This window comes from Enterococcus sp. DJ147D b, assembly GCF_058216655.1.
The window spans coordinates 2,368,277-2,393,829 of sequence record NZ_CM177104.1 but is presented as its reverse complement, the minus strand read 5'-3'; the positions used below and the strand labels follow the sequence as shown (position 1 = coordinate 2,393,829).

Sequence of the window (25,553 nt, the reverse complement as noted above, 5' to 3'; positions counted from 1 at the left end):
AGGATTCGATGAAAAAGAAAAAAGTAGAGCAGGTTCAAGTGCGAGCTTTCAGCAAACCAATGAATCTCTTTTCTAACTTATTGATCGCGATTTTTGCCTTCTCCTGTATCTTGCCGTTTCTATTTGTTATCGCGATTTCTTTGACAGATGAAACAGCGTTAGCAACTAATGGTTATAGTTTCTGGCCAGAAAAATTCAGTACATTTGGTTATACGTATCTATTTGGGCAAATGCAAGAGAAAATTTTCCAAGCATTATTTGTAACAGTTTTAGTGACGGTTTTAGGAACCTTGATCAATAGCACAGCCACTTCGCTGTATGCCTATGCAATCTCCCGCTCTAATTTCCCATTCCGTCGTTTCTTTACCGTTTTTTGTTTAATCACGATGTTGTTTTCACCAGGGATGGTGGCAAACTATTTGGTGATGACCAATTTACTTCAATTAAAAGATACGATTTGGGCACTGATTTTGCCAATGGCAGTTAGCCCATTTAATATTATCGTGATGCGAACTTTCTTTAAACGTTCAGTTTCAGATTCGATTATTGAATCTGCTCGAATCGATGGAGCAAGTGAGTTGCGGATTTTTATTCAAATCGTGTTACCCTTAGCAGTTCCTGGAATTGCGACAATTAGTTTATTTGCTGCTTTAGGTTACTGGAATGATTGGTTTAACGCATTACTTTACATTCAAAACGATAACTTAGTTCCATTACAATACTTGTTGATGAAGATTCAAAGTAATATTCAATATCTAACACAAAATGCGGGTGCTGGAAGCCAGCTTGCCGGAGGTTTAGCAGCTGTACCAGGAGAATCAGCACGAATGGCGATTGTTGTTATCTCAACATTGCCAATTGCGATTAGCTACCCATTTTTCCAAAAGCATTTTGTCAAAGGATTAACGATTGGTGGAGTCAAGGAATAAATAATAAATTATTTTATTTAGGAGGAAGTAAGATGAAGTTATGGAAGAAACTAGCCTTTACAGGAGTTTCAGCGTTGATGGTTGGTACGTTAGCTGCTTGTGGGGGAGGATCAAGTGCAAGTAGTAATTCAGAAGGATCTGACAGCAAAACGTTGCAAATGTATCAAATTGGTGATAAACCAGACAATTATGATGCCTTGATGGAAGTTGCGAATAAACGAATCGAAGACAAAATTGGTGTGAAAGTCAATATCAACTATATTGGCTTTGGGGATTACGAGAAAAAAATGAACGTAATCATTTCTTCTGGTGAAAATTATGATATCGCTTATGCAAACAACTATGTTTCTAACGCTCAAAAAGGTGCTTTTGCCGACCTAACGGAGTTAGCGCCTAAATATGCTAAAGATGCTTATGATGCGTTAGATGAAGCTTATATCAAGGGAAACTTAGTCAATGATAAATTATATGCCTTTCCAGTAAATGGAAATGTTTTTGCTCAACAAGTGTTAACTTTTAATAAACCACTGTTAGATAAATACAACCTTTCAATCGATGGTATCGAATCTTATGCAGATGCCGAAAAAGTGTTACAAGAATTCCACAAAAAAGAACCAAATACGGCTGCTTTTGCCATTGGTCAAGGTTTCAAAGTTCAAGGCGATTTTGATTATCCTTTAGGAAATACCTTACCGTTTGCGATTGACTTAAATGGAGACAAAGCAAAGATCATCAATCAATATGACAACAAAACTTATGTTGATTTACTTCGTACGATGCATAGTTGGTACCAACAAGGATTGATTCCAAGTGATGCGGCAACAAGTAGCAAAGATTATCCTTTAGAAGGAAATACTTGGTTACTACGTGGCGAAACACAAGGACCTTTCGATTATGGCGACACAATTTTAAGTAATGCAGCCAACCAAGAATTAGTTTCTAAATCAATCACTGTTCCTTTAAAATCAACAGGACAAGCACAAATGGCAAACTTCGTTGTTTCAAATACTTCAAAAAACAAAGAAAAAGCTGTTGAATTTTTAGGCTTGCTTAACAGCGATGCTGAATTATTGAACGGATTAGTTTGGGGGATTGAAGGCGAGGCTTGGGAAAAAGTAGATGGAACCAACGACAAGATCAAATTGTTAGATGGCTATCAACCAAAAACTCACATGTCTGCTTGGAACACAGGGAATAATGCAATCTTATATACACAAGAATCGATTACTGATGAAATGATCGCTAAACGCGACAAATCAATTGAAGAAGCTGAAACTTCACCAATCTTAGGCTTCAGCTTTAATACAGATAGTGTTAAAACAGAAATCAGTAATATCTCAAACGTTATGAATCAGTATATGGATGGATTAAACACCGGAACGGTTGATCCAGATGAAACATTGCCTAAATTGCTCGAGGCATTAGATAAAGCTGGTTACGAAAAAGTGTTAACTGAGATGCAAAAACAATACGATGAATTTCGAAAATAAATAAGTCTGACAGCGAGCGGTTCCATCTGCTCGCTGTTCTTTATATAATAAGAGAGAAAAGATTATGTTTTGAAAAGGAGATATTATGTTAGGAAAAGCTTTGGAGACATTGTTCATTCGCGTGTGGGTAGTAGTTAAACTAACACTTTTTTTCTGGTTGTTTAGTTTAGCCGGAGGAATTATTTTAGGAATTGGACCAGCGTTGAAAACAATCAATGAATTATTTTATCATTATGAGTTTGCGTACAAAGACATCACAATCAAGCAAGGCTGGTACTGTTTCAAGAAATATTTTAAGCGAGGAAATTATTTGTTTTTCTTCTTTTTCGCAGCACTAGCTATTCTAAGTTATAATCTTTACCTTTCTGTTCAAATACAGGGACTCTTATTTTTGGGAATTGATTTTATTTTGTTATTTGGGTTACTTTATTTGTTTGCAACGTATCAATGGAGTTTGATTTTAGATAGTGAATATGAAATGACATTCGGCAATGTGATCAAGTTAAGTTTTATTTCAAGTTTATCGAGTTTCTCTACATTGTTGAAGATGATTATTGGCAGTGGTGTTATTCTTATGTTGACATGGCATTTCAAAGGCTTATTGTTATTTGGGTTACTGGGTTTATTGACCGTGTGGAATGTGTTGGCAACGAAAAAATGGCGCGAAGAATTAGCGATCCGAATGGAAAACTATGAATAATCCATTCAAAGTTTTATTTTCAAAAGGAACGTTGCTCAACCGTTTGTTACGTAAGTACGCAGTAGTAATGACTGTACTCACAATTGGTGCAACAATTATTTTTAGTATCCATACTTGGAGTCAAAATAAAAATCAAGCAGAAAATGTTACCAATGAAGCACTGCAAACGACAAATCGAATGTTAAATGACAAAACAACATTAAGCAAAATTATCAAAGATCAACTTCTTGGAAGTCCAGAAAAAATTGAAAATGCGACAACTTATCTGACTCAACCAATTGATCAGTATTTAATGTATGCATACACGCAACAAAGCAAAACGAATGAACTTTTATCTTTTCCCAATGAGATGTTGGATCTTTACGTCAACTATGAAGAGATAAGTTCTCTTTACATTGTTTTTAGTCAATTGCCAGAGTATTTTGAATCTACCAGAGATCATAAGGCTGGTATTGTCAAAACAGGAACACCAACACTAAAAAATGCTTTTTATATCAAAATGCCGATTACCCAAGGTGGCACGGAATTGGGAAGTATCTTTGTTGGGTTTCAAAAGAAAGAACTAGAGTCTAGTTTGGAAAGTCTGAATGCTTTTAATGGCTTGTCTTTATATATGATTTCTGGCTCTGCTAATCGCCTGTACACTTTTCATAGCGCAGGGCTTACGCCAGAAAGTCGAAAAAAACAAGAAGCGCTGATCACACAAGAATTGGATAAGAATTCTGGATTACCTTTGTCGAAATTGGAAGAACATAATTTTGTTTCCTATCAGGAATTATCCGGTGAGTATCGTATACTAGCAACGTTAGACCAACAAAATGTGTATCGAGAGACGGCAAGAAGTCTGGCGCCATTAATTATTGGTGTGATTCTTTTAGTTAGTATTTTATTAGTCTTCTTATACAAAACATTTAAGCGTTATTCTCAGCAAATCGACGTAGTAATGCGTGCGATGAACGAAGCGGCAAATGGTAATCTAGACACACGAATCGCCCAAGAACAAACAGAGTACGAGTTGAAAGATTTAGCACAAGGTATCAATACAATGTTGGATAGTATCAACCAATATGTTGAAGATATCTATAAATTAGAAATCAAACAAAAAGATGCACATATGCGCGCACTACAAGCACAAATCAACCCTCATTTTCTTTATAACACCTTGGAATATATTCGAATGTATGCGTTGAGCGAGGGAAGTGAAGAACTTGCGGAAGTGGTCTATGCTTTTTCTGCATTATTAAGAAATAACACGAATCAAGAAACAAAAATCAGTCTTAAAGAAGAGCTGAATTTTTGTGAAAAGTATGTATTTCTCTACCAAATGCGTTATCCTAATCGTGTAGCCTATCATTTTATGATTGAGGAATCTCTAGAACAAATTGAAGTACCAAAATTTGTGATCCAACCATTAGTTGAAAACTATTTTAAACATGGTATTGATTTTACTCGTTATGACAATGCGTTGAGTGTAAAAGTTTTTCAACAAGGATCATTGGTACAAATTCAAGTGAAAGATAACGGTAAAGGAGTTACTCCAGAGCAATTAGTAGCAATTGAAAATCGATTGGTACACCCAAGGGTTGAGTTGCACGAGTCAATTGGTTTGCAAAATGTAAATGAACGTTTACGTGCTAATTTCGGGAGTACTTACCGGATGAGGTTATTTGCAAATGAAGAAGGTGGCTTGACGATCAAAATTACATTTAAGAAGAAGGAGTCTGAAAATGTATAAAGTGTTGCTGGTTGATGATGAATACATGATTTTGAATGGATTGAAAAAAATTGTTGATTGGTCCAGTTTTGGCTTTGAAATCGTAGCAACAGCAGAAAACGCGATGGAAGGGTTATTAGTTTTAGAAAAAACAGGTATTGATTTAGTTATTACAGATGTAACCATGCCAGAAATGAATGGTTTAGAGTTTATTGAAGCAGCTCAAAAGGAACAATACGCTTTTGAATTCATGATTCTTTCTGGCTATCAAGAATTTGAATACCTCAAAGGTGGTATGCAACTTGGGGCAGTTAATTATTTGATGAAGCCTGTAAATAAAATAGAGTTGATTGAAAGCTTAAAAAAGGTCAAGGAACGTTTGGATCAGCAAAATGAACAAAAAAATCAGCAAGAAATTTATCAAGAACTTTTATTTAGTCAATGGCTGAATGAAGAACTAGATGAAACCAGCGAAGAAGAATTTTTGAGCGGATTACCTCAAGGGACACAACAAATTTTATTGATTCAGCTAGAAAGAATCTATGAATCTGCTATTATTCCATGGTTAAAGGAGCATCAAGTAACTACTTATTATCAGCGAAGTTTTGGGGATATGACTTGCTTTACCATCTTGCTTAGTCCTCAAAAAGGCAGCGATTTTTGTCACTATTTTCAAATGAAGTATCCAAAGCAAGATTGGTTGATTAGCGTGGGGGATGAAATAAAAGAAGTGGATGATATTCCTGAAAGCTTTCGTCGAGCAAAAGACCAGTTACAGCTTCAACAATTTTACGGTGAAACTAGACATGAAATCATTCGGTCGATTCCTGCAGAGAATCAAGATCAGTTAATTGATTTTTCAACGTTTAGTCGTGCACTTCAAAGTAATCAGCTGGATTTAGTTCAACAAATGATTCGTGAGTTTTTTGAACAATTCCAGTCAGCAGTCATGACTCCTGAGGACATTCGACATTTTACTTTTTTATTATTTATGGATATTCAACGAGAGCTGATTACACTAGAAGATGATGAATACTTAAAAGGCATTCAACAAATTAATCAGGCAAAAAATGTAAATGATCTTCAAGAATTATTGCTCTCTTTAATTCGTAAGCAACAAAAGCAAAAAAACTACAGTGAAAATATCAAACAAGTGCTACAAATACTGCACGAAAATTACCGAGAACCATTAACGTTAAAAGAAGTGTCTGAAAGTTTACACCTAAACGTGATGTATCTTGGACAACTGTTTAAAAAAGAAACGAAAAAAAGCTTTTCTACTTATTTAAATCATTTGCGAATGGAGCAAGCAAAATGGTTGCTTTTGCATAGTGAACAAAATATCAATGAAATTTCAAACGAGATTGGTTACAATAACACCACTTACTTCTCTAAGTTATTTAAGAAAATCGTGGGACAATCACCAAAGGAGTATCGAGAAAAACCTCTTACTTAAACTAGTTTCAAGGAAAAGGTAGCGGGAACGGTGGTTAGATGCAGATGCTTTTTTGCATAGATTGGAATTTCTGATTGTGGAATGTTAGTGACCAAGAAAAAAATCAAAAAGACTGAACCACAACGTGTTTACGCTTGGGTTCAGTCTTTTTTATGAAAAAAATCAAATTTTATTTTTGCACGTAGTTAATTGCGAAGGGTCACTAGGTTAAAGAAAATGGTAAAGCGTCTGCCGTGTATTTTTTTGGGTGAGGAACAGTACCTAAATGATAACGGATCGTTCCTCCTGTGAGTAAGTCTTCGTGTGTAAAGAATAACTTAGAATAGTTTTGTTCATTACGATCAACTTGATGAACAAACTGTTGTTGTGGCCGATTTGGCGAACTTTCAATCGTAAGTGTCTGACCGTTTGAGAGTTTTAGTTGAACTTGATCGAATAATGGCAGACCGATAACATATTCTCCTGAACCAGGTGTGACTGGATAAAAGCCTAAGCTACTAAAGATATACCAACCCGACATGCTACCATTGTCTTCATCGCCAGGATACCCTGTTGATGAGTCATTAAATGTTTGCGTAAGTAATTGTTTAATTAATGGCTGTGCCATCTCTGGTTTACCAAGATAACTGAATAAATAAGGATAATGGAAGCTAGGCTGATTTGAGATAGCTAGTTGTCCAAATTCAATAGCAGCCATTTCACTCATTTCATGGATTTCAAAACCGTATCCACCAACTTCAAAGGAGGGGGATTGGTTACAAAGCTCGATTAATTTTTCTTGAAAAACGGCTTCTCCGCCATGTTCGCGAATCAATCCATTAAAATCTTGGTAGACGGCAAAACTGCTTTGCCATGCACTACCTTCTGCATAATCTTGGCCCCAGCGAGTCGCTAGGAAGTTTTCTCTGAATTCTTGATTAGTATCTTTTGTACGCATGAATCCGACAGCAGGATCAAAAATATTGCGATAGTTTAAGGACTGTCTTTGATAAAAAGTACTAGTTTCTTCATCACCTAGTATAGCGGCTACTTGACTGATACAAAAGTCACTATAAGCATAATCTAACGTATGATTGACTGATTCATGGTAGGTACTAGGAACATAGCCGTATGTTAAATAATCAAGTGTTCCTTGACGTCCGTAATTAGGCAGTTTGCTTTGAACAGTAGCACTTTTTTTCATTGCCGTTAAAAATTCAGGCATCAAGTCAGTACGAATTCCTTTGACTGCAGCATCAGCAATTACTGCATCAATCAGTGTTCCGGGCATTAGGCCACGTTCATCAGGTGATAGCCATTTTGGCAAAAAGCCAGTTTCTCGATAACTTGTAAGAAATCCCTCAAGCATTTCCTCATATTTTTCAGTGGCTATCAACGAATAAAGTGGATAAACTGTTTTATACGTATCCCAAAATCCATTATTTGTATAGAGAACACCAGGGCGAACAGTTTTGCTAAATGTATCATAGTGGATTTTTTCACCATCATCAGTTACTTCATAGAATGTTTGAGGAAAGAGAAATATGCGATACAAGTTGTGATAAAAAGTACTTACTTGTTGTTTATCATGATGATTGATTTTGATTTTATCGAAATATTCTTGCCAAATTTGACGATTTTTTTCTAGATATGCATCAGGTGACTGCGCAGACTCTCTCGATAAATTTACTTGTGCTTGTTCTTCACTAATAAAAGAAGTACCAAAGCGAATCGTTTGCTGTTTGATTGAACCAAACGGTAGCAAAATAGAAGAATCACTTTCTGAAACCATTAACTCAGTGTCAGCTAATGGTTTTTCAAAGGAAAGGATAAAATAAAAGCGAAAATCAGGATCTTCACACCCAGAAAAGTTGATAAAAGAACCCGTAATAGTATGCGAATCTACAATGTTTATCTGATATCGTTCAGGGAAAGTTAAAAGTAAACCGCTATCATTTTTCTGGTAGTCAATTGTAAGTATCCCGCCATACATACTAGGAATCAACGTGGATGAAATAGCATATCGTAGTTGATTGATAGATAAATGTGTAGGGCAAAATGTACTTTCTTCTGGTCGATAAGAACTCTGTGCGTGAAAAAGACTGTTTTCAGGGAGAGTACCACTAACAGGTGTCATTAGGAAATGACTGAAATCACCCATCCAAGGACTTGGTTGATGAGTTAAACGATAACCTTGAAAGACACGGTCTTCTGGGTGGAACCACCAACTTCCCTTTTGATCGGTTGTCTGTGGGGCAAAATAATTCATTCCAAACGGAACGCCTGTGTAAGGCAGGCAATTCCCGTTTGAATAGTTGGACTGGTTAGCAGTCCCGTGACGAGTATCAATTTGTTGAATGTTCATTGTTAAGCTCCTTTGTTGAGTGTCTTGTTATTAATGTAACTGGGTATTTGGTATCGATTGGTGTTTCTTTGGTTTCAAGCCAGTGAATCAACTTTTCTCCAGCTGATTTTCCAAGTTCTTTAAAATTTTGGGCGATAGTTGTCAAAGGTGGATCAACTAAAGAGGCAGCTTGAATATCATCGAAACCAATAATCGAAAAGTCGGCAGGCACTGAAAATCCAGCTTGTTTCAGTTGGTTCATTGTTTGAATGGCAACAAGATCATTTTCGCAGACAAACGCCGTAAGCTGGTGTTCTTGGATATAGTTTAATAACTCTTTATTCGTGGCTTTTTGGTCATCAAGTGCAGTATGGAAAGCTAAATTAGCTTTATCAAGAGCTTCAAGATAGCCTAAGTAGCGTTGACGCACAGATTGTGGATGAGTTGGCTCACCAAATAGGAAACCAATTTTCTGATGTCCATCAGCAATCAATTGATTTGTGGCTAGCGCGCCACCTGCAAAGTTGTCAGAAAGAACGGTTGGAAATGGCAGTTCATAAATTTTCTTATCCAAGATAACGACAGGAAATTCTTTCAGCGAAAGTTCAAATAATAAATCCAAGTGCTGCTCAGTATCAATAGCGTAGTAAATCAATCCATCGAATTCATCCATCACTTCTTGCGCCGTCTTTGTTTGGAGAAAATCAAGGGAAGTCATTAATACTTCAAATTGATTTTCTTGCATGATTGGGTTCAATCCTTCAGTGAAATCACCAACAGACAAATCAGTTAAGAACGGAAATAAAAATAGAATTCGCTTTGTTTTTTGGATAGAGACAATCGATGCCTCTGGCTTGTCTGCTTTGACAAAGCTACCTTTTCCACGAATTCGATAAATCAAACCAAGTTGTTCCAATTCTGTTAATGCTCGTTTGGAAGTGATTCGACTTACTTGATATTTTTGAGAAAGTTCTTTTTCAGTAGGGACTTGGCTATCAATAGCTAATGTTCCATCAAGGATTGCATTGTGTAGATCAATAAATATTTTCTTATATAATGGTTGCTCCATAATAACACCTCTTAATGATATATCATGTATAAATGATAGCATAAATAATATAAAAGTAAACAATAAAAAATACTATGAAAGCGTAGACAAAAATTATTTCAAGAAGTATAATCTACTAAGATATATCAAATAGAAAAGAGGATATTGAGACATGCCATATAAAGATATACCAAAATCAGTTGAAAAATTCATGGGGAAAATTGAACAAAAATGTGGAAGTGAGCATGAAGATTGGGCAAAAAATTTTTCTACTGCCTTTGCTAATACATTGCTAACCACAGTAAAACGGCATTCTGATGGAACAACTTTCTTGTTAACCGGTGATATACCAGCTATGTGGTTAAGAGACTCCACTGCACAAGTACGTCCTTACTTAGTGATTGCTAAAGAAGACAAAGACTTAGCAGCAATGATTAGTGGATTGGTAAAAAAACAATTCTTTTATATCAATATTGATCCGTATGCAAATGCGTTCAATGAAGAAGCAAACGGGGCAGGACATCAAAGTGACCATACCGAAATGAATAATTGGATCTGGGAAAGGAAATATGAAATTGACTCATTATGTTACCCTGTTCAACTTGCTTATCTTTTATATAAAAATACGGGACAAACAGATCAATTTGACGACTCATTTGTTTCAGGAATCCAAAAAATTCTAGGTGTTTTTCAAACAGAACAAGATCATACTAAATCACCTTACCAATTTGAACGTGATACTACTCGTCTGGAAGACACGCTTGTAAATGATGGGAAAGGTGCAAAAGTAGTCCCTACAGGAATGACTTGGTCAGGTTTTCGCCCAAGTGATGACGCTTGCCGATATGGGTATCTAGTCCCATCGAACATGTTTGCAGTAGTTGTTTTAGGATATATTGAAGAAATTTTTCAAACAGTGTTATCAAATAATCAAATCGTAGCAAAAGCTACTGCGTTACGAGAAGAGATCCAACAAGGGATTGAAGCATACGGTAAAACTAAAAATCAAGCACAAGAAACTATTTTCGCATACGAAGTAGATGGTCAAGGAAACTCCTCATTAATGGATGACAGCAATGTGCCAAACCTAATGTCTGCACCTTATCTAGGCTACTGTTCTTCTGAAGATGAAACGTATTTACAAACAAGAAAAACCTTGCTGAGCTCAGAAAATCCTTACTTTTATGAAGGAAAGTACGCGAAAGGAATTGGCTCTTCTCATACACCTGAAAATTATGTTTGGCCAATTGCTTTAGCAATGGAAGGCATGACTACTAACGATCGAAAAGAAAAAGAACGAATTTTAGATTTATTAGTAGCAACAGATGCTGGAACAAACTTGATGCACGAAGGTTTTGATGTGGATAATCCGAACAATTACACAAGAGAATGGTTTTCTTGGGCAAATATGATGTTTTGTGAATTAGTAATGGATTATTTTGATATTCGAGTAGAAAAATAGGAGTGATTAAATGAAAAAGAAAGTATATATTATTTCCCACAGTCACTGGGATCGAGAATGGTACATGGCCTATGAACAACACCACATGCGTTTAGTTGAATTGATGGATGATTTGTTAGAACTTTTTGAGAATGACCCTGCATTCGATAGCTTTCACTTAGATGGACAGACAATTATTTTAGATGACTACTTACAAGTAAGACCGGAGAAAAGAGCATTAGTTCAACAAGCAATTGATGTGGGCAAGCTACGTATTGGACCATTTTATATTTTGCAAGATGACTTTTTGATTAGCTCAGAATCCAACGTGCGTAATATGTTGATTGGGATGGAAGAAACACAAAAATGGGGTGTACCAGTAATGCTTGGCTACTTCCCAGACACATTTGGAAATATGGGTCAAACGCCTCAAATGATGAAACAAGTTGGAATTGAAGCAGCAGCATTCGGTCGAGGGGTAAAACCGATTGGCTTTGATAATCAAGTGCTTGAGGCAGAAAATTATTCTTCCCAATATTCTGAAATGAAATGGAAAGGTCCTGATAGTTCTGAAATTTTCGGCTTATTATTCGCAAATTGGTATAGCAATGGAAATGAAATACCAGTTGAAGAACAAGAAGCTAAAATATTTTGGGACCAAAAATTGGCTGATGCAGAACAATATGCTTCAACCGAACATTTATTGATGATGAATGGTGTTGATCATCAGCCTGTTCAAAAAGATATATCAAAGGCAATTGCGTTAGCCAATCGTTTGTATCCAGATTATGAATTCATTCATTCTAATTTTACAGACTACTTAGCAGCGGTAACAAATGATTTGCCTGAAGATTTGGGAACAGTGGAAGGCGAATTAACGAGTCAAGAAACAGACGGCTGGTATACTTTGGCAAATACTGCATCTGCGCGCGTATATTTAAAACAATGGAATACAAAAGTTCAAAGACAATTAGAAAATATTGCTGAGCCATTAGCAACGATGGCATATGAATTTTCGGGAAGTTATCCTCATGATCAATTAGATTATGCTTGGAAAACATTAATGCAGAATCATCCACATGATAGTATTTGTGGTTGTTCAGTGGACTCTGTTCATCGAGAAATGATTACACGATTTGAAAAAGCAGATGAAGTTGGGAAATTTGTGGCAGAAGAAGCAATGAGACAATTGGCGCAAGTTATCGATACAAGTGAATTCCCAGAAGATACGTATCCTTTTGTTGTAGTCAATACAGCTGGAACAGCAAAAACGGGTGAAGCGGTTATTGAAATCGAACTGGAACGTAAAAAGTTTGCTGAAGGATTACCAGAAACGTTGTTTAAAGAGTTGGAAGATGCTCCTGCTAAGAGTTATCATGTTGAAAACGCACAAGGAGAAGTCATTCCTGCAACTGTTTCTGAAGCAACTGTTCGTTTTGATTATGACTTACCAAAAGATCGATTCCGGATACCTTATATGGAAAAAGTAGTGACTGTAACTATTCCACTTGAAGAAATGGCTGCTTTTTCATGGGAGACATTTACGTTAGCTGAAGGAGAATCATCAACTATTACTGGTTCAATGGTCAACGACCAAGGACGAGTAATCGAAAATGAATTTCTCAAAATCAAAATTGAAGAGAATGGTTCGTTAACAGTAATGGACAAAAAAATGGCTCGTCAATTTGAAGATATTCTTGTTTTTGAAGACACGGGTGATGTCGGAAATGAGTATATCTATAAACAGTCAATTGATACAGTACCGATTCTTTCGAACCAACAAGAGGATTCTCAAGTAGAAATCTTGATTGATACACCGGAGATTGCTCAAATCCAACTCAATCAGACGATGATGATTCCCGTTTCTGCCGATGAGCTTTTGGAAAAAGAACAACAAATGGTAGTTGAATTTCGTTACCGTAAAGCAAAACGAGCGAACGAATTAAAACCATTATTAATAGAAACAAAAATTACTTTAAGAAAAAATAGTCGAAAAATCGACTTTGAAACAACAATTGATAATCAAATGAAAGATCATCGATTACGTGCACTATTTCCAACGAAGTTACATGTGGAACACCATGAAGCAGATAGTATATTTGAAGTCGTTACACGACCAAATAAAGTTTCTGCAAGCTGGGAGAATCCAACGAATCCGCAACATCAACACGCTTTTGTGAATCTTCATGATAAAAATTATGGTGTCACAATTGGAAACTATGGTTTGAATGAATACGAAATTTTAGATGAAGGACAAATTGCATTGACGTTATTGCGTTGTGTTGGTGAGTTAGGGGACTGGGGATACTTTCCAACTCCTGAAGCACAGTGTTTAGGACAACAACACTTCCAATATAGTATGGAAATTCATGAACCAAATGAAAAGTTTGAATCTTATCAACATGCGTATGCTGCGCAAGTTCCATTTACGACGCAACAGTTAACGAATCAACAAGGTGAATTAAGCAATAAAAATAGTTATTTGGAAGTAAAAGCTAAAACGTTTGCAATTACTGCTTTGAAGCGAAGCAAGTTTAATGATAAAGTAGTACTGAGAGGATTCAATCTGTCAGAAAAAGAAGAAGAAATCGTTGTTCAAAAAACAGGAACAACTAGCAGATTGTTGAATCTTTTAGAAAAAGACAGTAAGCAAACGATTGAGCCGACATTGATGCCTTATGAAATTCGGACAATCGGATTCGAGGAGGAAAAGTAAATGTACGGCGGAATAGAAGCGGGTGGCACAAAGTTTGTTTGTGCGGTGGCCAATGATCAACATAAAATTATGGAGAAAGTAAGTATTCCTACAACGACTCCAATAGAAACGTTGCAACAAGTGTTTGCTTTTTTTGATAAGTTTGACTTATCTGCTATGGGGATCGGCTCATTTGGCCCGATTGGCATTGACCAAACAAAAGATAATTATGGATACGTTTTAGCGACACCTAAAAAAGGTTGGGCTGATTTTGACTTTTTAGGGAGTGTTAAAGCACGTTATCAAATTCCAATTGCGTGGACAACAGATGTTAATGCTGCAGCCTATGGCGAATTAAAGAAAGGTGCAGCACAGGGAAAGGATAGCTGTATCTATCTAACTGTTGGTACTGGAATTGGTGCAGGTGTCGTCTTGAATCAAGACATTTTTTCAGGAATTGCTCATCCGGAAATGGGACATATTTGGGTGAAACGTCATCCAGATGACACATATGCTGGTACTTGTCCTTACCATGGGGATTGTTTGGAAGGGTTGGCGGCAGGACCTTCATTAGAAGCAAGAACAGGAATCAAAGGTCAAGATTTACCAGTAGACCATCCTGTATGGGATATCCAAGCGTTTTATATTGCACAAGCTTTAATCAACTATACATTAACTTTAGCACCAGAAAAAATTATCCTTGGTGGCGGTGTAATGAATCAAGATCATTTACTACAAAAAATTCGTCAACAATTTGTCGAACTAATGGCAGGATACATGGAAGTTCCGGAAGCTAGCGAATATATTGTTCGTTGGGGGTTACCGAATGAAAGTGGAATTATTGGTAGTTTGTTATTAGCAGAAAAAGAGTATCGACAAAAATAAATTAAAAAAAAGAGAATGATACAAAAACATCCTCAAAAAAACTAAAAAAGGATTTCATGAACATTCATAAGAAATGTTTCGTGAAATCCTTTTTTATTTGCACCAGAACTACCATAATCCTGGGGCTGCTCTGACAAGGATTCTTTCTTGTGTGAATGGATGTGTCAAATGTAGTTCAATTGCATGAAGCATCATTCGTTTCGCTGGTCGTGATTGATAAAGTGGATCACCTACAATTGGATGACCTAAACTTTCGAGATGGACCCGAATTTGATGTGTCCTTCCAGTTGATAAAACACAATAGATTTGTGTTTGTGTCGGTAGATTCTTCGCAATGGTTACGTGGGTGACAGCTGTTTTTCCATTACGCTCATCTATGACTTGTTTTCGGCGGTTGTGTCGGTCGCGTCCCATTTTTTTAGTAATAGTGAGGTCTTTAGTTAACTTGCCCCAGACGACAGCTTGATAGCGACGATAAATTTTCTTTTGTTCCACTAATTGGCTCAAAATAGGCAGAATAAAAGGATTCTTAGCAAACAAAATAGCGCCACTTGTTTCTTGATCTAAGCGATGCACGACATACGGTTTTTGTTTTTTGGGGGCTAAATAAGCAGCTAAATCATTTAACAAAGTGCCGGTTTCTTTGACGTCATTGGGATGAGTTTTCAAACCAGCTGGCTTATTTACAATCACTAGCTGTTCATCTTCATAGAGAACTTGGATTTTTTTGGCGTTTCCTAAGATGATTTCTTGATGACTGTAGTCGTCTTTTTCAAAATGCAAAGTAATTGTGTCGCCTCCGCGAATTTCTGAATGAAAAGGAGCAAGTTGAGCATTCACCCAAACGTTTTTTCGGGTACGCAAAAAATGACGAACTTTTCTTGGCACTAGCCATTCTCTTTCTAATAATTCTTGAATAGTGATTACTGAGTGGTCAGCAGGTAAGGTAATTGTGATTTCCATAAAGAAGCTCCTTTCGTCGAAGTCAGCTTTATTTTACCATTTTTAAAATATATTTAAGAAAAAGATTAAGTCAATCTGCTATTTATTATGCTAAACTACCGTCATTAACTGCAAAACTTACATCTTAAGCAGGAAGAAAGGCGCAGTTAGTTGTGGTAAACTGACCGTGTGAATAAAAAGATAGGAGAACATGCAAATGGATTTTCAACGCGTTTGGGAAAAAATAAAAGCTTCTTTGATTAGCTTTTGGCGCTGGATCAAGCCATATTTAAGCCGATTTCATAAATGGCGAAGGCGAATTTGGAAAAAATATCATATCAATAAAGTTATTCTTTTATTGGGATTGATTTTTATTTTGATAACGAGTGTTTATTTATTTATCTTGGCAAAACAAGCAAATGTGGAGACTTTAAAATCTGGATTAAGTCAATCAACTGTTATTTACGATAAAGACAATGAAGAAGCAGGCACGCTTTATGCTCAAAAAGGAACCTACGTAGAATTAGATGCAATCTCTCCATATATTCAGGATGCAGTTATTTCTACAGAAGATCGAAATTTTTATAACCATCACGGATTCGATGTGAAGGGAATTGCTCGAGCAGCGGTGCGTATGCTAACTTCAGGGAGTACGGCTGGTGGCGGAGGTAGTACGATTACGCAACAATTGGCGAAAAATGCGTATTTAACACTAGATCAAACCTTTGATAGAAAAGCAAAAGAGTTATTTTTGGCGATAGAAATAGAAAAGAAATACAGTAAAGAAGAAATTTTAACTATGTATTTGAATAACGCTTATTTTGGTAATGGCGTTTGGGGCGTTCAAGATGCTGCAAGAAGATATTTTGGTGTTAACGCAAGTGATGTAACATTGTCAGAGGCGGCAACGATTGCAGGTATGCTGAAAGGACCAGGGATTTATAATCCAATTGATAATCCAGAAAATGCTAATAACCGAAAAAATACTGTGTTGAGTGTGATGAAAGAAAACGAAAAAATCACAGCTGATCAAGCTAATGCAGAGAGTCAAACGAATATTGCGGATTATTTAAATGACACATATACGGATTCGGAATCAGGTTATCGCTATCCTTATTATTTTGATGCGGTAATTGATGAGGCAGTGGAAGCATATGGATTGGACGAGTCAGATGTAATGAACAAGGGGTATAAGATTTACACTGCTTTAGATCAAAATTATCAAAAACAGCTAGAGGCAACTTATCAAAATGGACAACTATTTCCGGCAGATGCTTCCGACGGCGCAATGGTCCAGTCTGCTTCTGTTGCATTAAATCCGAAAAATGGGGGCGTGCAAGCCTTGGTAGGCCGACGTGGGGAACACGTCTTCCGAGGATTTAATTTTGCAACACAAATGAAGCGGTCACCAGGTTCAACAATCAAGCCGTTAAGTGTGTACTCTGCTGCGTTAGAGTCTGGCTACTTACCCTCTAGCACCTTACAAGATACGCCACAAAGTTATTATGATGCTCAAAATTATGATGGTACGTACCAAGGAGAAGTGCCAATGTATCAAGCAGTAGCTCAAAGTTTGAACTTACCTGCTGTCTGGTTACTTCATGAGATTGGTCTTCAAAAAGGTTATGATAAAGCAGAAGAATTCGGTTTGAGTTTATCGAAATCTGATAAATATTATGGTTTAGCATTAGGAGGATTGGAAAAAGGCGTATCACCGTTGACGATGGCTGGAGCTTATAGTGCTTTTGCAAATGATGGTCAGATGTATTCGCCACACTTGATTACAAAAATCGTTGATTCTACAGGTGCAGTTATTGTAGATAATACGGACAAAAAACCTAAACAAGTGATTTCAAAAGAAACAGCAGAACAAATGACAAGTATGCTACTTGGCACATTTTCTAATGGAACTGCAGTTGCTGCCAATCCAGCCGGTTATACGGTTGCTGGTAAAACTGGTACTACAGAAACGAATTTTGATGCCACGAAAGCAAATGATCAGTGGATTGTTGGTTATACGCCAGACGTAGTTATTTCAACTTGGATGGGTTACGAAGAGTCTAGCGAACTGCATTATTTAGAAGGAACGAGTGGGAATGTTGTGGGACGAGTCTTCAAGTCTGCTGCAGAGGGAATTCTTCCATATACTTCAAATACAAGTTTTAGTGTTGCAGATGCGTATGCAACAGGTGGAGAGGTCGTTCCAGCAGATCAAGTGAATAATCCATCAGGAACAGAGGATGATTCTGCAAAATGGAAAGAAAGCTTAGATCAATATGGTGAGAAAGCAAAAGAAGGATTGAAGAACTTTGGCGACTTTGTGAAAGATGGTGTACAAGGAATTGGTGATGCAGCCAAAGATTTGTGGCGGAAATATCAAAGTGAGTAGTTCTTTGAAAACGGATAGCTGCATGTTACAATAAACTCAACTACTGAAAGAAAAGAGGCAATATTATGTCAAATATCTATGATAGTGCGAATCAAATCGAACGCGAAATTCGTGAACTTCCTGAATTTAAAGCTTTACAAGAAGCATACGGTAAAGTAAAAGAGAATAAAGAGGCACATGAACTATTCAAAAACTTCCAAGCAATGCAAATTGAATTACAAGAAAAACAAATGCGTGGTGAAGAATTCTCTGATGAGGATGCAATGAAAGCACAAGAAATGGCTATGAAAATTCAATCCGAGTCAGTTATCAATGATTTAATGGAAAAAGAACAAGGTTTTAGTACAATCATCAATGATTTGAATCGAATCATTATGACGCCAGTACGTGACTTATATAGCGAATAAATGCAGTAAATAAAAAAGAGCAGGGCTAATTGCAGCCTTGCTCTTTTTTTTGTAATCAAATGATTCTTTCTCTTAGTTTTTATCAACCAAGATAATGCAAGAAAATAACAACATTGTGAATATAAAAATAAAAAAATGGGGGTTATAATTTTGAAAACGTTTACCAAAAGGGAAAAGGAGTGATCAAAATGCTTTTTCAACAAGCAGTTTCAGAGGAGAAAATCAGTAAGACAACAAACGTATTTGGCTTAAAGGACAAAATGGGCTACATGTTTGGTGATTTAGGAAATTGTTTTATTTTGGGATTGGTTAATAGCTTTTTGATGATTTATTACACAAATGTCCTTGGAGTTTCTGGAGCAATAGTAGGTACGCTTTTTCTAGTTTCGAGAATTTTAGATGCATTTGCGGATGTTTTTGTTGGACGTCTGTGTGATGTTTCAAAGCTAACAAAGGTTGGGCGATTCATCCCATGGATTCGCCGAATGAAATATCCATTTTGTACCATAACGATTCTAATGTTTTTGCCTATTATTCAGCATTTACCAATGACCGCCAGAATGATTTATATTTTTGTTTCATACATTGTCTATGGTATTTTTCTTTCAACAATTAATATCCCTTACGGAGCAATGGCGGCAGCAATCAGCTCGAATCCAGATGATCGGTCCTCATTGTCGACTTTCAGAAGTATTGGATCAGCGATCGGAGGATCAACGACAGGTTTCTTTATTCCAATATTAATGTATACGCAAAATAAAAGTGGTCAACAAGTTGTCTCAAGCGAGCGATTTTTCTGGATTGCTATTGGTTGTGCATCGATAGCGTTTATAGCGTATACATTAACGTGTAAACTATCTACAGAACGAGTAAGAGTAGAGAAAAAAGAAGAGATTCAAGCAGCTAAATTGGTCAAAGGATTAGTTTCAAATCGTGCGCTAGTAGTGCTAGTTATCGTGGACATTTTTATTGTGATCAACCAGATTTTAGCAGGGACAAATATGACCTATCTCTTTAATGATTACTTCCATAATAAAGAAGCAATGTCGATTGCCTTGTTATTTACGTATGGAACAGTTATTGTGTTGGCTCCTTTTGCAACGGTGTTGACAAAGTGGTTTGGTAAGAAAGAGGCGAGTGTCGTCGCTCTGATATTCTCCTCTGTCATGTATTTATTAATGTATTTTCTACATATTACTAATGTATGGGTTTATTTGTTCCTTCTATTTATTGCGACATTGGGATCGGGCTTATTCAATTTGATGGTTTGGGCCTTTATTACAGATGTAATTGATTATCATCAATACACAACAGGATTACGAGAAGACGGAACAGTTTACGGTGTTAATTCTTTTGCTAGAAAACTGGGACAAGCATGTGCAGGAGCGATTGGTGGGTTTATGTTAACAATGATTGGTTATCAGTCATCTTCAGTAGGTGGGACAATTCAATCAGCTTTAGTGCAAGAGCGTATTTATACGGTTGCTAATTTATTGCCAGCAGTTTGTTTATTAGTATCTGCGGTGATTTTATTCTTTGGTTATCCACTTAATAAGAAAGAAACGATTAAAATGGGTGAAGAATTAAAACAAATCAATCGTTAAGTTATGAAGAGATAGAAATTAAAATTAGGTCAAGCAAAATGTAAAATTTTGCTTGACCATTCTTTTTTTTAATGATAATGTAAATGAGTTGTTAAAAAGCAACTGAAAGTTAAAAAAATAATTTCAAAAAGTTATTGACGTGTGAGTTATCACATGATAAGATAACTAAGTCGTTTAAAAAGAACCTCTTATGAAGCTTGATTTCATCAAGAAAAACTTCAAAAAAGTTCTTGACAAATAACAAACGATACGATATGATAAATGAGTTGCTGAAAGATTTCTTGAACGAAATCGAAAAAACTTTTTCAAAAAAGAGTTGACATTTAAACGTCGCTCTGATATGATATGAAAGTTGCTACAGCAATTCAAGTAGACCTTTGAAAACTGAACAAAGTAAGACAAACCAAATGTGTAGGGCGTCTTGATTCAATTCAAGACAACAAACATTTTTAAACAGCAAGCAATATGCTAGCAAACAAATTGAGCTTAACAATCGAAAGATTGTTCTAACTTTTATTATGAGAGTTTGATCCTGGCTCAGGACGAACGCTGGCGGCGTGCCTAATACATGCAAGTCGTACGCTTTTTCTTTCACCGGAGCTTGCTCCACCGAAAGAAAAGGAGTGGCGAACGGGTGAGTAACACGTGGGTAACCTGCCCATCAGAAGGGGATAACACTTGGAAACAGGTGCTAATACCGTATAACAATCGAAACCGCATGGTTTTGATTTGAAAGGCGCTTTCGGGTGTCGCTGATGGATGGACCCGCGGTGCATTAGCTAGTTGGTGAGGTAACGGCTCACCAAGGCCACGATGCATAGCCGACCTGAGAGGGTGATCGGCCACATTGGGACTGAGACACGGCCCAAACTCCTACGGGAGGCAGCAGTAGGGAATCTTCGGCAATGGACGAAAGTCTGACCGAGCAACGCCGCGTGAGTGAAGAAGGTTTTCGGATCGTAAAACTCTGTTGTTAGAGAAGAACAAGGATGAGAGTAACTGTTCATCCCTTGACGGTATCTAACCAGAAAGCCACGGCTAACTACGTGCCAGCAGCCGCGGTAATACGTAGGTGGCAAGCGTTGTCCGGATTTATTGGGCGTAAAGCGAGCGCAGGCGGTTTCTTAAGTCTGATGTGAAAGCCCCCGGCTCAACCGGGGAGGGTCATTGGAAACTGGGAGACTTGAGTGCAGAAGAGGAGAGTGGAATTCCATGTGTAGCGGTGAAATGCGTAGATATATGGAGGAACACCAGTGGCGAAGGCGACTCTCTGGTCTGTAACTGACGCTGAGGCTCGAAAGCGTGGGGAGCAAACAGGATTAGATACCCTGGTAGTCCACGCCGTAAACGATGAGTGCTAAGTGTTGGAGGGTTTCCGCCCTTCAGTGCTGCAGCTAACGCATTAAGCACTCCGCCTGGGGAGTACGACCGCAAGGTTGAAACTCAAAGGAATTGACGGGGGCCCGCACAAGCGGTGGAGCATGTGGTTTAATTCGAAGCAACGCGAAGAACCTTACCAGGTCTTGACATCCTTTGACCACTCTAGAGATAGAGCTTCCCCTTCGGGGGCAAAGTGACAGGTGGTGCATGGTTGTCGTCAGCTCGTGTCGTGAGATGTTGGGTTAAGTCCCGCAACGAGCGCAACCCTTATTGTTAGTTGCCATCATTAAGTTGGGCACTCTAGCAAGACTGCCGGTGACAAACCGGAGGAAGGTGGGGATGACGTCAAATCATCATGCCCCTTATGACCTGGGCTACACACGTGCTACAATGGGAAGTACAACGAGTCGCGAAGTCGCGAGGCTAAGCTAATCTCTTAAAGCTTCTCTCAGTTCGGATTGTAGGCTGCAACTCGCCTACATGAAGCCGGAATCGCTAGTAATCGCGGATCAGCACGCCGCGGTGAATACGTTCCCGGGCCTTGTACACACCGCCCGTCACACCACGAAAGTTTGTAACACCCGAAGTCGGTGAGGTAACCTTTTGGAGCCAGCCGCCTAAGGTGGGATAGATGATTGGGGTGAAGTCGTAACAAGGTAGCCGTATCGGAAGGTGCGGCTGGATCACCTCCTTTCTAAGGAATATTACGGAGACTACACAGGTTTGTCATTATTACTTTGTTCAGTTTTGAGAGGTTTACTCTCAAAACATTTTGTTCATTGAAAACTGGATATTTGAAGTAAGATCAAAACAAACCGAGAACACCGCGTTGAATGAGTTTTTTAATAAGTTCAATTGCTTATTTTTCTTGACACGTTTCTATCGCTAGAAATGAAGTCAAAACCCAACCGTAAGGTTGATAAGGTTAAGTGAATAAGGGCGCACGGTGGATGCCTTGGCACTAGGAGCCGATGAAGGACGGGACTAACACCGATATGCTTTGGGGAGCTGTACGTAAGCTATGATCCAGAGATTTCCGAATGGGGGAACCCAGCATCTTTTATAGGATGTTACAAATATGTGAATACATAGCATATTTGAGGTAGACGCAGAGAACTGAAACATCTAAGTACCTGCAGGAAGAGAAAGAAAATTCGATTCCCTGAGTAGCGGCGAGCGAAACGGGAAAAGCCCAAACCAACAAGCTTGCTTGTTGGGGTTGTAGGACTCCGATATGGTAGTTTTTTCAGATAATCGAATGACTTGGAAAAGTCAGTCAAAGAGGGTAAAAACCCCGTAGATGAAATTTGGAAAGCACCTAGGAGGATCCTGAGTACGGCGGAACACGAGGAATTCCGTCGGAATCCGGGAGGACCATCTCCCAAGGCTAAATACTCCCTAGTGACCGATAGTGAACCAGTACCGTGAGGGAAAGGTGAAAAGCACCCCGGAAGGGGAGTGAAATAGAACCTGAAACCGTGTGCCTACAACAAGTCAAAGCCCGTTAATGGGTGATGGCGTGCCTTTTGTAGAATGAACCGGCGAGTTACGATTGCATGCGAGGTTAAGTCGAAGAGACGGAGCCGTAGCGAAAGCGAGTCTGAATAGGGCGTTTGAGTATGTAGTCGTAGACCCGAAACCATGTGATCTACCCATGTCCAGGTTGAAGGTGCGGTAAAACGCACTGGAGGACCGAACCCACGTACGTTGAAAAGTGCGGGGATGAGGTGTGGGTAGCGGAGAAATTCCAAACGAACTTGGAGATAGCTGGTTCTCTCCGAAATAGCTTTAGGGCTAGCCTCGGAATTGAGAATGATGGAGGTAGAGCACTGTTTGGACTAGGGGCCCATCTCGGGTTACCGAATTCAGATAAACTCCGAATGCCATTCATTCATATCCGGGAGTCAGACTGTGAGTGATAAGATCCATAGTCGAAAGGGAAACAGCCCAGACCACCAGCTAAGGTCCCAAAATATATGTTAAGTGGAAAAGGATGTGGGGTTGCACAGACAACTAGGATGTTGGCTCAGAAGCAGCCACCATTTAAAGAGTGCGTAATAGCTCACTAGTCGAGTGACCCTGCGCCGAAAATGTACCGGGGCTAAACATATTACCGAAGCTGTGGATAACACCTATGGTGTTATGGTAGGAGAGCGTTCTAAGGGCGTTGAAGGTAGATCGTGAGGACTACTGGAGCGCTTAGAAGTGAGAATGCCGGTATGAGTAGCGAAAGACAGGTGAGAATCCTGTCCACCGAATGACTAAGGTTTCCTGGGGAAGGCTCGTCCGCCCAGGGTTAGTCGGGACCTAAGCCGAGGCCGAAAGGCGTAGGCGATGGATAACAGGTTGATATTCCTGTACCCGTTGTTTTTGTTTGAGCAATGGAGGGACGCAGGAGGCTAAGGAAAGCAGACGATTGGAAATGTCTGTCCAAGCAGTAAGTCTTAGGTTGAGTCAAATGCTTAATCTTTTAAGGACAAGCTGTGATGGGGAGGGAAATAATAGTACCGAAGTTCCTGATGTCACACTGCCAAGAAAAGCTTCTAGTGAGAAAACAATGGCCCGTACCGCAAACCGACACAGGTAGTCGAGGAGAGAATCCTAAGGTGAGCGAGAGAACTCTCGTTAAGGAACTCGGCAAAATGACCCCGTAACTTCGGGAGAAGGGGTGCTGATCGTCAGATCAGCCGCAGTGAATAGGCCCAAGCGACTGTTTATCAAAAACACAGGTCTCTGCAAAATCGTAAGATGAAGTATAGGGGCTGACGCCTGCCCGGTGCTGGAAGGTTAAGAGGAGTGCTTAGCGTAAGCGAAGGTACGAATTGAAGCCCCAGTAAACGGCGGCCGTAACTATAACGGTCCTAAGGTAGCGAAATTCCTTGTCGGGTAAGTTCCGACCCGCACGAAAGGCGTAACGATTTGGGCACTGTCTCAACGAGAGACTCGGTGAAATTTTAGTACCTGTGAAGATGCAGGTTACCCGCGACAGGACGGAAAGACCCCATGGAGCTTTACTGTAGTTTGATATTGAGTGTCTGTACCGCATGTACAGGATAGGTAGGAGCCGTAGAAATCGGAACGCTAGTTTCGATGGAGGCGCTGGTGGGATACTACCCCTGCGTTATGGCCACTCTAACCCGCACCACTAATCGTGGTGGGAGACAGTGTCAGATGGGCAGTTTGACTGGGGCGGTCGCCTCCTAAAAGGTAACGGAGGCGCCCAAAGGTTCCCTCAGAATGGTTGGAAATCATTCGAAGAGTGTAAAGGCAGAAGGGAGCTTGACTGCGAGACCAACAAGTCGAGCAGGGACGAAAGTCGGGCTTAGTGATCCGGTGGTTCCGCATGGAAGGGCCATCGCTCAACGGATAAAAGCTACCCTGGGGATAACAGGCTTATCTCCCCCAAGAGTCCACATCGACGGGGAGGTTTGGCACCTCGATGTCGGCTCGTCGCATCCTGGGGCTGTAGTCGGTCCCAAGGGTTGGGCTGTTCGCCCATTAAAGCGGCACGCGAGCTGGGTTCAGAACGTCGTGAGACAGTTCGGTCCCTATCCGTCGCGGGCGTTGGAAATTTGAGAGGAGCTGTCCTTAGTACGAGAGGACCGGGATGGACTTACCGCTGGTGTACCAGTTGTTCTGCCAAGGGCATTGCTGGGTAGCTATGTAGGGAAGGGATAAACGCTGAAAGCATCTAAGTGTGAAGCCCACCTCAAGATGAGATTTCCCATTTCTTTAAGAAAGTAAGATCCCTGAGAGATGATCAGGTAGATAGGTCAGAAGTGGAAGTACAGTGATGTATGGAGCGGACTGATACTAATCGATCGAGGACTTAACCAAGAATGGTAAAAGAAAAAACTCGGAAGAGTTTGAAATTACTTCAAATCCAGTTTTGAGTGAGCAAAAGCAAACTCAATAAGATAACACCACAGTGTGGTGGCGATAGCGAGAAGGATACACCTGTAACCATGCCGAACACAGAAGTTAAGCTTCTTAGCGCCGATTGTAGTGAGGGGTTGCCCCTTGTGAGAGTAGGACGTCGCCACGCAACGGTAAAAAACAGATGAGCAATCAAGCTCATCTGTTTTTTTGTATTCTCACGAAATATCACACTGTAATACGAACAAACTTTCGTATTTTGATGAAAAAAACA

14 protein-coding genes and 3 rRNA genes are annotated in these 25,553 nt (G+C 38.9%); 14 read left to right on the top strand and 3 right to left on the bottom strand.

Annotated features, from left to right (window positions below; genetic code table 11):
* Positions 1–8 precede the first annotated feature (8 nt).
* The 5 genes from AC4BD1_RS11260 (at position 9) to AC4BD1_RS11240 (ending at position 6,289) form a co-directional block, all read left to right on the top strand.
* The gene (locus tag AC4BD1_RS11260) at positions 9–929 is read left to right on the top strand and encodes a carbohydrate ABC transporter permease (protein WP_067481675.1); all 921 of its coding nucleotides are present in this window, start codon (positions 9–11) and stop codon (positions 927–929) included.
* Positions 930–961: 32 nt separating this feature from the next.
* Positions 962–2,419 (top strand): ABC transporter substrate-binding protein, encoded by a 1,458-nt coding sequence (locus AC4BD1_RS11255; RefSeq protein WP_206910367.1) that lies wholly within the window; start codon positions 962–964, stop codon positions 2,417–2,419.
* A gap of 85 nt (positions 2,420–2,504) precedes the next feature.
* Positions 2,505–3,119, top strand: coding sequence for a DUF624 domain-containing protein (locus tag AC4BD1_RS11250; RefSeq protein WP_206910369.1), 615 nt, complete (start codon positions 2,505–2,507; stop codon positions 3,117–3,119).
* Positions 3,112–4,854 carry a sensor histidine kinase gene (locus AC4BD1_RS11245; RefSeq protein ID WP_490485623.1) on the top strand — a complete coding sequence of 581 codons (1,743 nt, stop codon included), beginning with the start codon at positions 3,112–3,114 and terminating at the stop codon, positions 4,852–4,854. The genes AC4BD1_RS11250 and AC4BD1_RS11245 overlap by 8 nt, the downstream gene beginning before the upstream one ends.
* On the top strand, positions 4,847–6,289 hold the full coding sequence (locus AC4BD1_RS11240; RefSeq protein WP_206910371.1) for a response regulator transcription factor: 1,443 nt from the start codon (positions 4,847–4,849) through the stop codon (positions 6,287–6,289). Before AC4BD1_RS11245 ends, AC4BD1_RS11240 begins: the two co-directional genes overlap by 8 nt.
* Before the next feature lie 202 nt (positions 6,290–6,491).
* Here the strand turns inward: AC4BD1_RS11240 and AC4BD1_RS11235 are convergent, their stop codons facing one another.
* Entirely contained in the window at positions 6,492–8,633 is a 2,142-nt protein-coding gene (locus AC4BD1_RS11235) for a GH92 family glycosyl hydrolase (RefSeq protein ID WP_490485622.1), read from the bottom strand.
* Positions 8,614–9,681, bottom strand: coding sequence for a GntR family transcriptional regulator (locus AC4BD1_RS11230; RefSeq protein ID WP_206910375.1), 1,068 nt, complete (start codon positions 9,679–9,681; stop codon positions 8,614–8,616). The genes AC4BD1_RS11235 and AC4BD1_RS11230 overlap by 20 nt, the downstream gene beginning before the upstream one ends.
* A gap of 151 nt (positions 9,682–9,832) precedes the next feature.
* Here AC4BD1_RS11230 and AC4BD1_RS11225 point away from each other — a divergent pair, with 151 nt between their 5' ends.
* From AC4BD1_RS11225 to AC4BD1_RS11215, 3 genes are read left to right on the top strand one after another with little or no spacing between them, the layout of a single operon-like run.
* Positions 9,833–11,122 (top strand): glycoside hydrolase family 125 protein, encoded by a 1,290-nt coding sequence (locus AC4BD1_RS11225; protein ID WP_490485621.1) that lies wholly within the window; start codon positions 9,833–9,835, stop codon positions 11,120–11,122.
* Between the two features lie 10 nt (positions 11,123–11,132).
* Positions 11,133–13,817: an alpha-mannosidase gene (locus tag AC4BD1_RS11220; protein ID WP_490485620.1), complete on the top strand. Its 2,685-nt coding sequence runs from the start codon at positions 11,133–11,135 to the stop codon at positions 13,815–13,817.
* Entirely contained in the window at positions 13,818–14,681 is an 864-nt protein-coding gene (locus AC4BD1_RS11215; protein ID WP_206910381.1) for an ROK family protein, read from the top strand.
* 108 nt (positions 14,682–14,789) lie between these two features.
* Here the strand turns inward: AC4BD1_RS11215 and AC4BD1_RS11210 are convergent, their stop codons facing one another.
* The gene (locus AC4BD1_RS11210) at positions 14,790–15,644 is read right to left on the bottom strand and encodes an RluA family pseudouridine synthase (protein ID WP_206910383.1); all 855 of its coding nucleotides are present in this window, start codon (positions 15,642–15,644) and stop codon (positions 14,790–14,792) included.
* A gap of 196 nt (positions 15,645–15,840) precedes the next feature.
* Between AC4BD1_RS11210 and AC4BD1_RS11205 the strand changes: the two genes are divergently transcribed.
* From AC4BD1_RS11205 to rrf, 6 genes are all read left to right on the top strand, one after another.
* Positions 15,841–18,012: a PBP1A family penicillin-binding protein gene (locus tag AC4BD1_RS11205; RefSeq protein ID WP_490466538.1), complete on the top strand. Its 2,172-nt coding sequence runs from the start codon at positions 15,841–15,843 to the stop codon at positions 18,010–18,012.
* A 65-nt stretch (positions 18,013–18,077) separates the two neighbouring features.
* On the top strand, positions 18,078–18,419 hold the full coding sequence (locus AC4BD1_RS11200; RefSeq protein WP_067481657.1) for a YlbF/YmcA family competence regulator: 342 nt from the start codon (positions 18,078–18,080) through the stop codon (positions 18,417–18,419).
* 188 nt (positions 18,420–18,607) lie between these two features.
* A complete protein-coding gene (locus tag AC4BD1_RS11195; RefSeq protein ID WP_490485619.1) occupies positions 18,608–20,023 on the top strand; it encodes an MFS transporter in 1,416 nt (471 codons plus the stop codon).
* Positions 20,024–20,537: 514 nt separating this feature from the next.
* Positions 20,538–22,097: ribosomal RNA gene (locus AC4BD1_RS11190) — 16S ribosomal RNA — on the top strand.
* Between the two features lie 229 nt (positions 22,098–22,326).
* Positions 22,327–25,240: ribosomal RNA gene (locus tag AC4BD1_RS11185) — 23S ribosomal RNA — on the top strand.
* Between the two features lie 92 nt (positions 25,241–25,332).
* Positions 25,333–25,448 (top strand): 5S ribosomal RNA (gene rrf, locus AC4BD1_RS11180).
* Together the 16S, 23S and 5S rRNA genes form the textbook arrangement of a ribosomal RNA operon.
* Positions 25,449–25,553 lie beyond the last annotated feature (105 nt).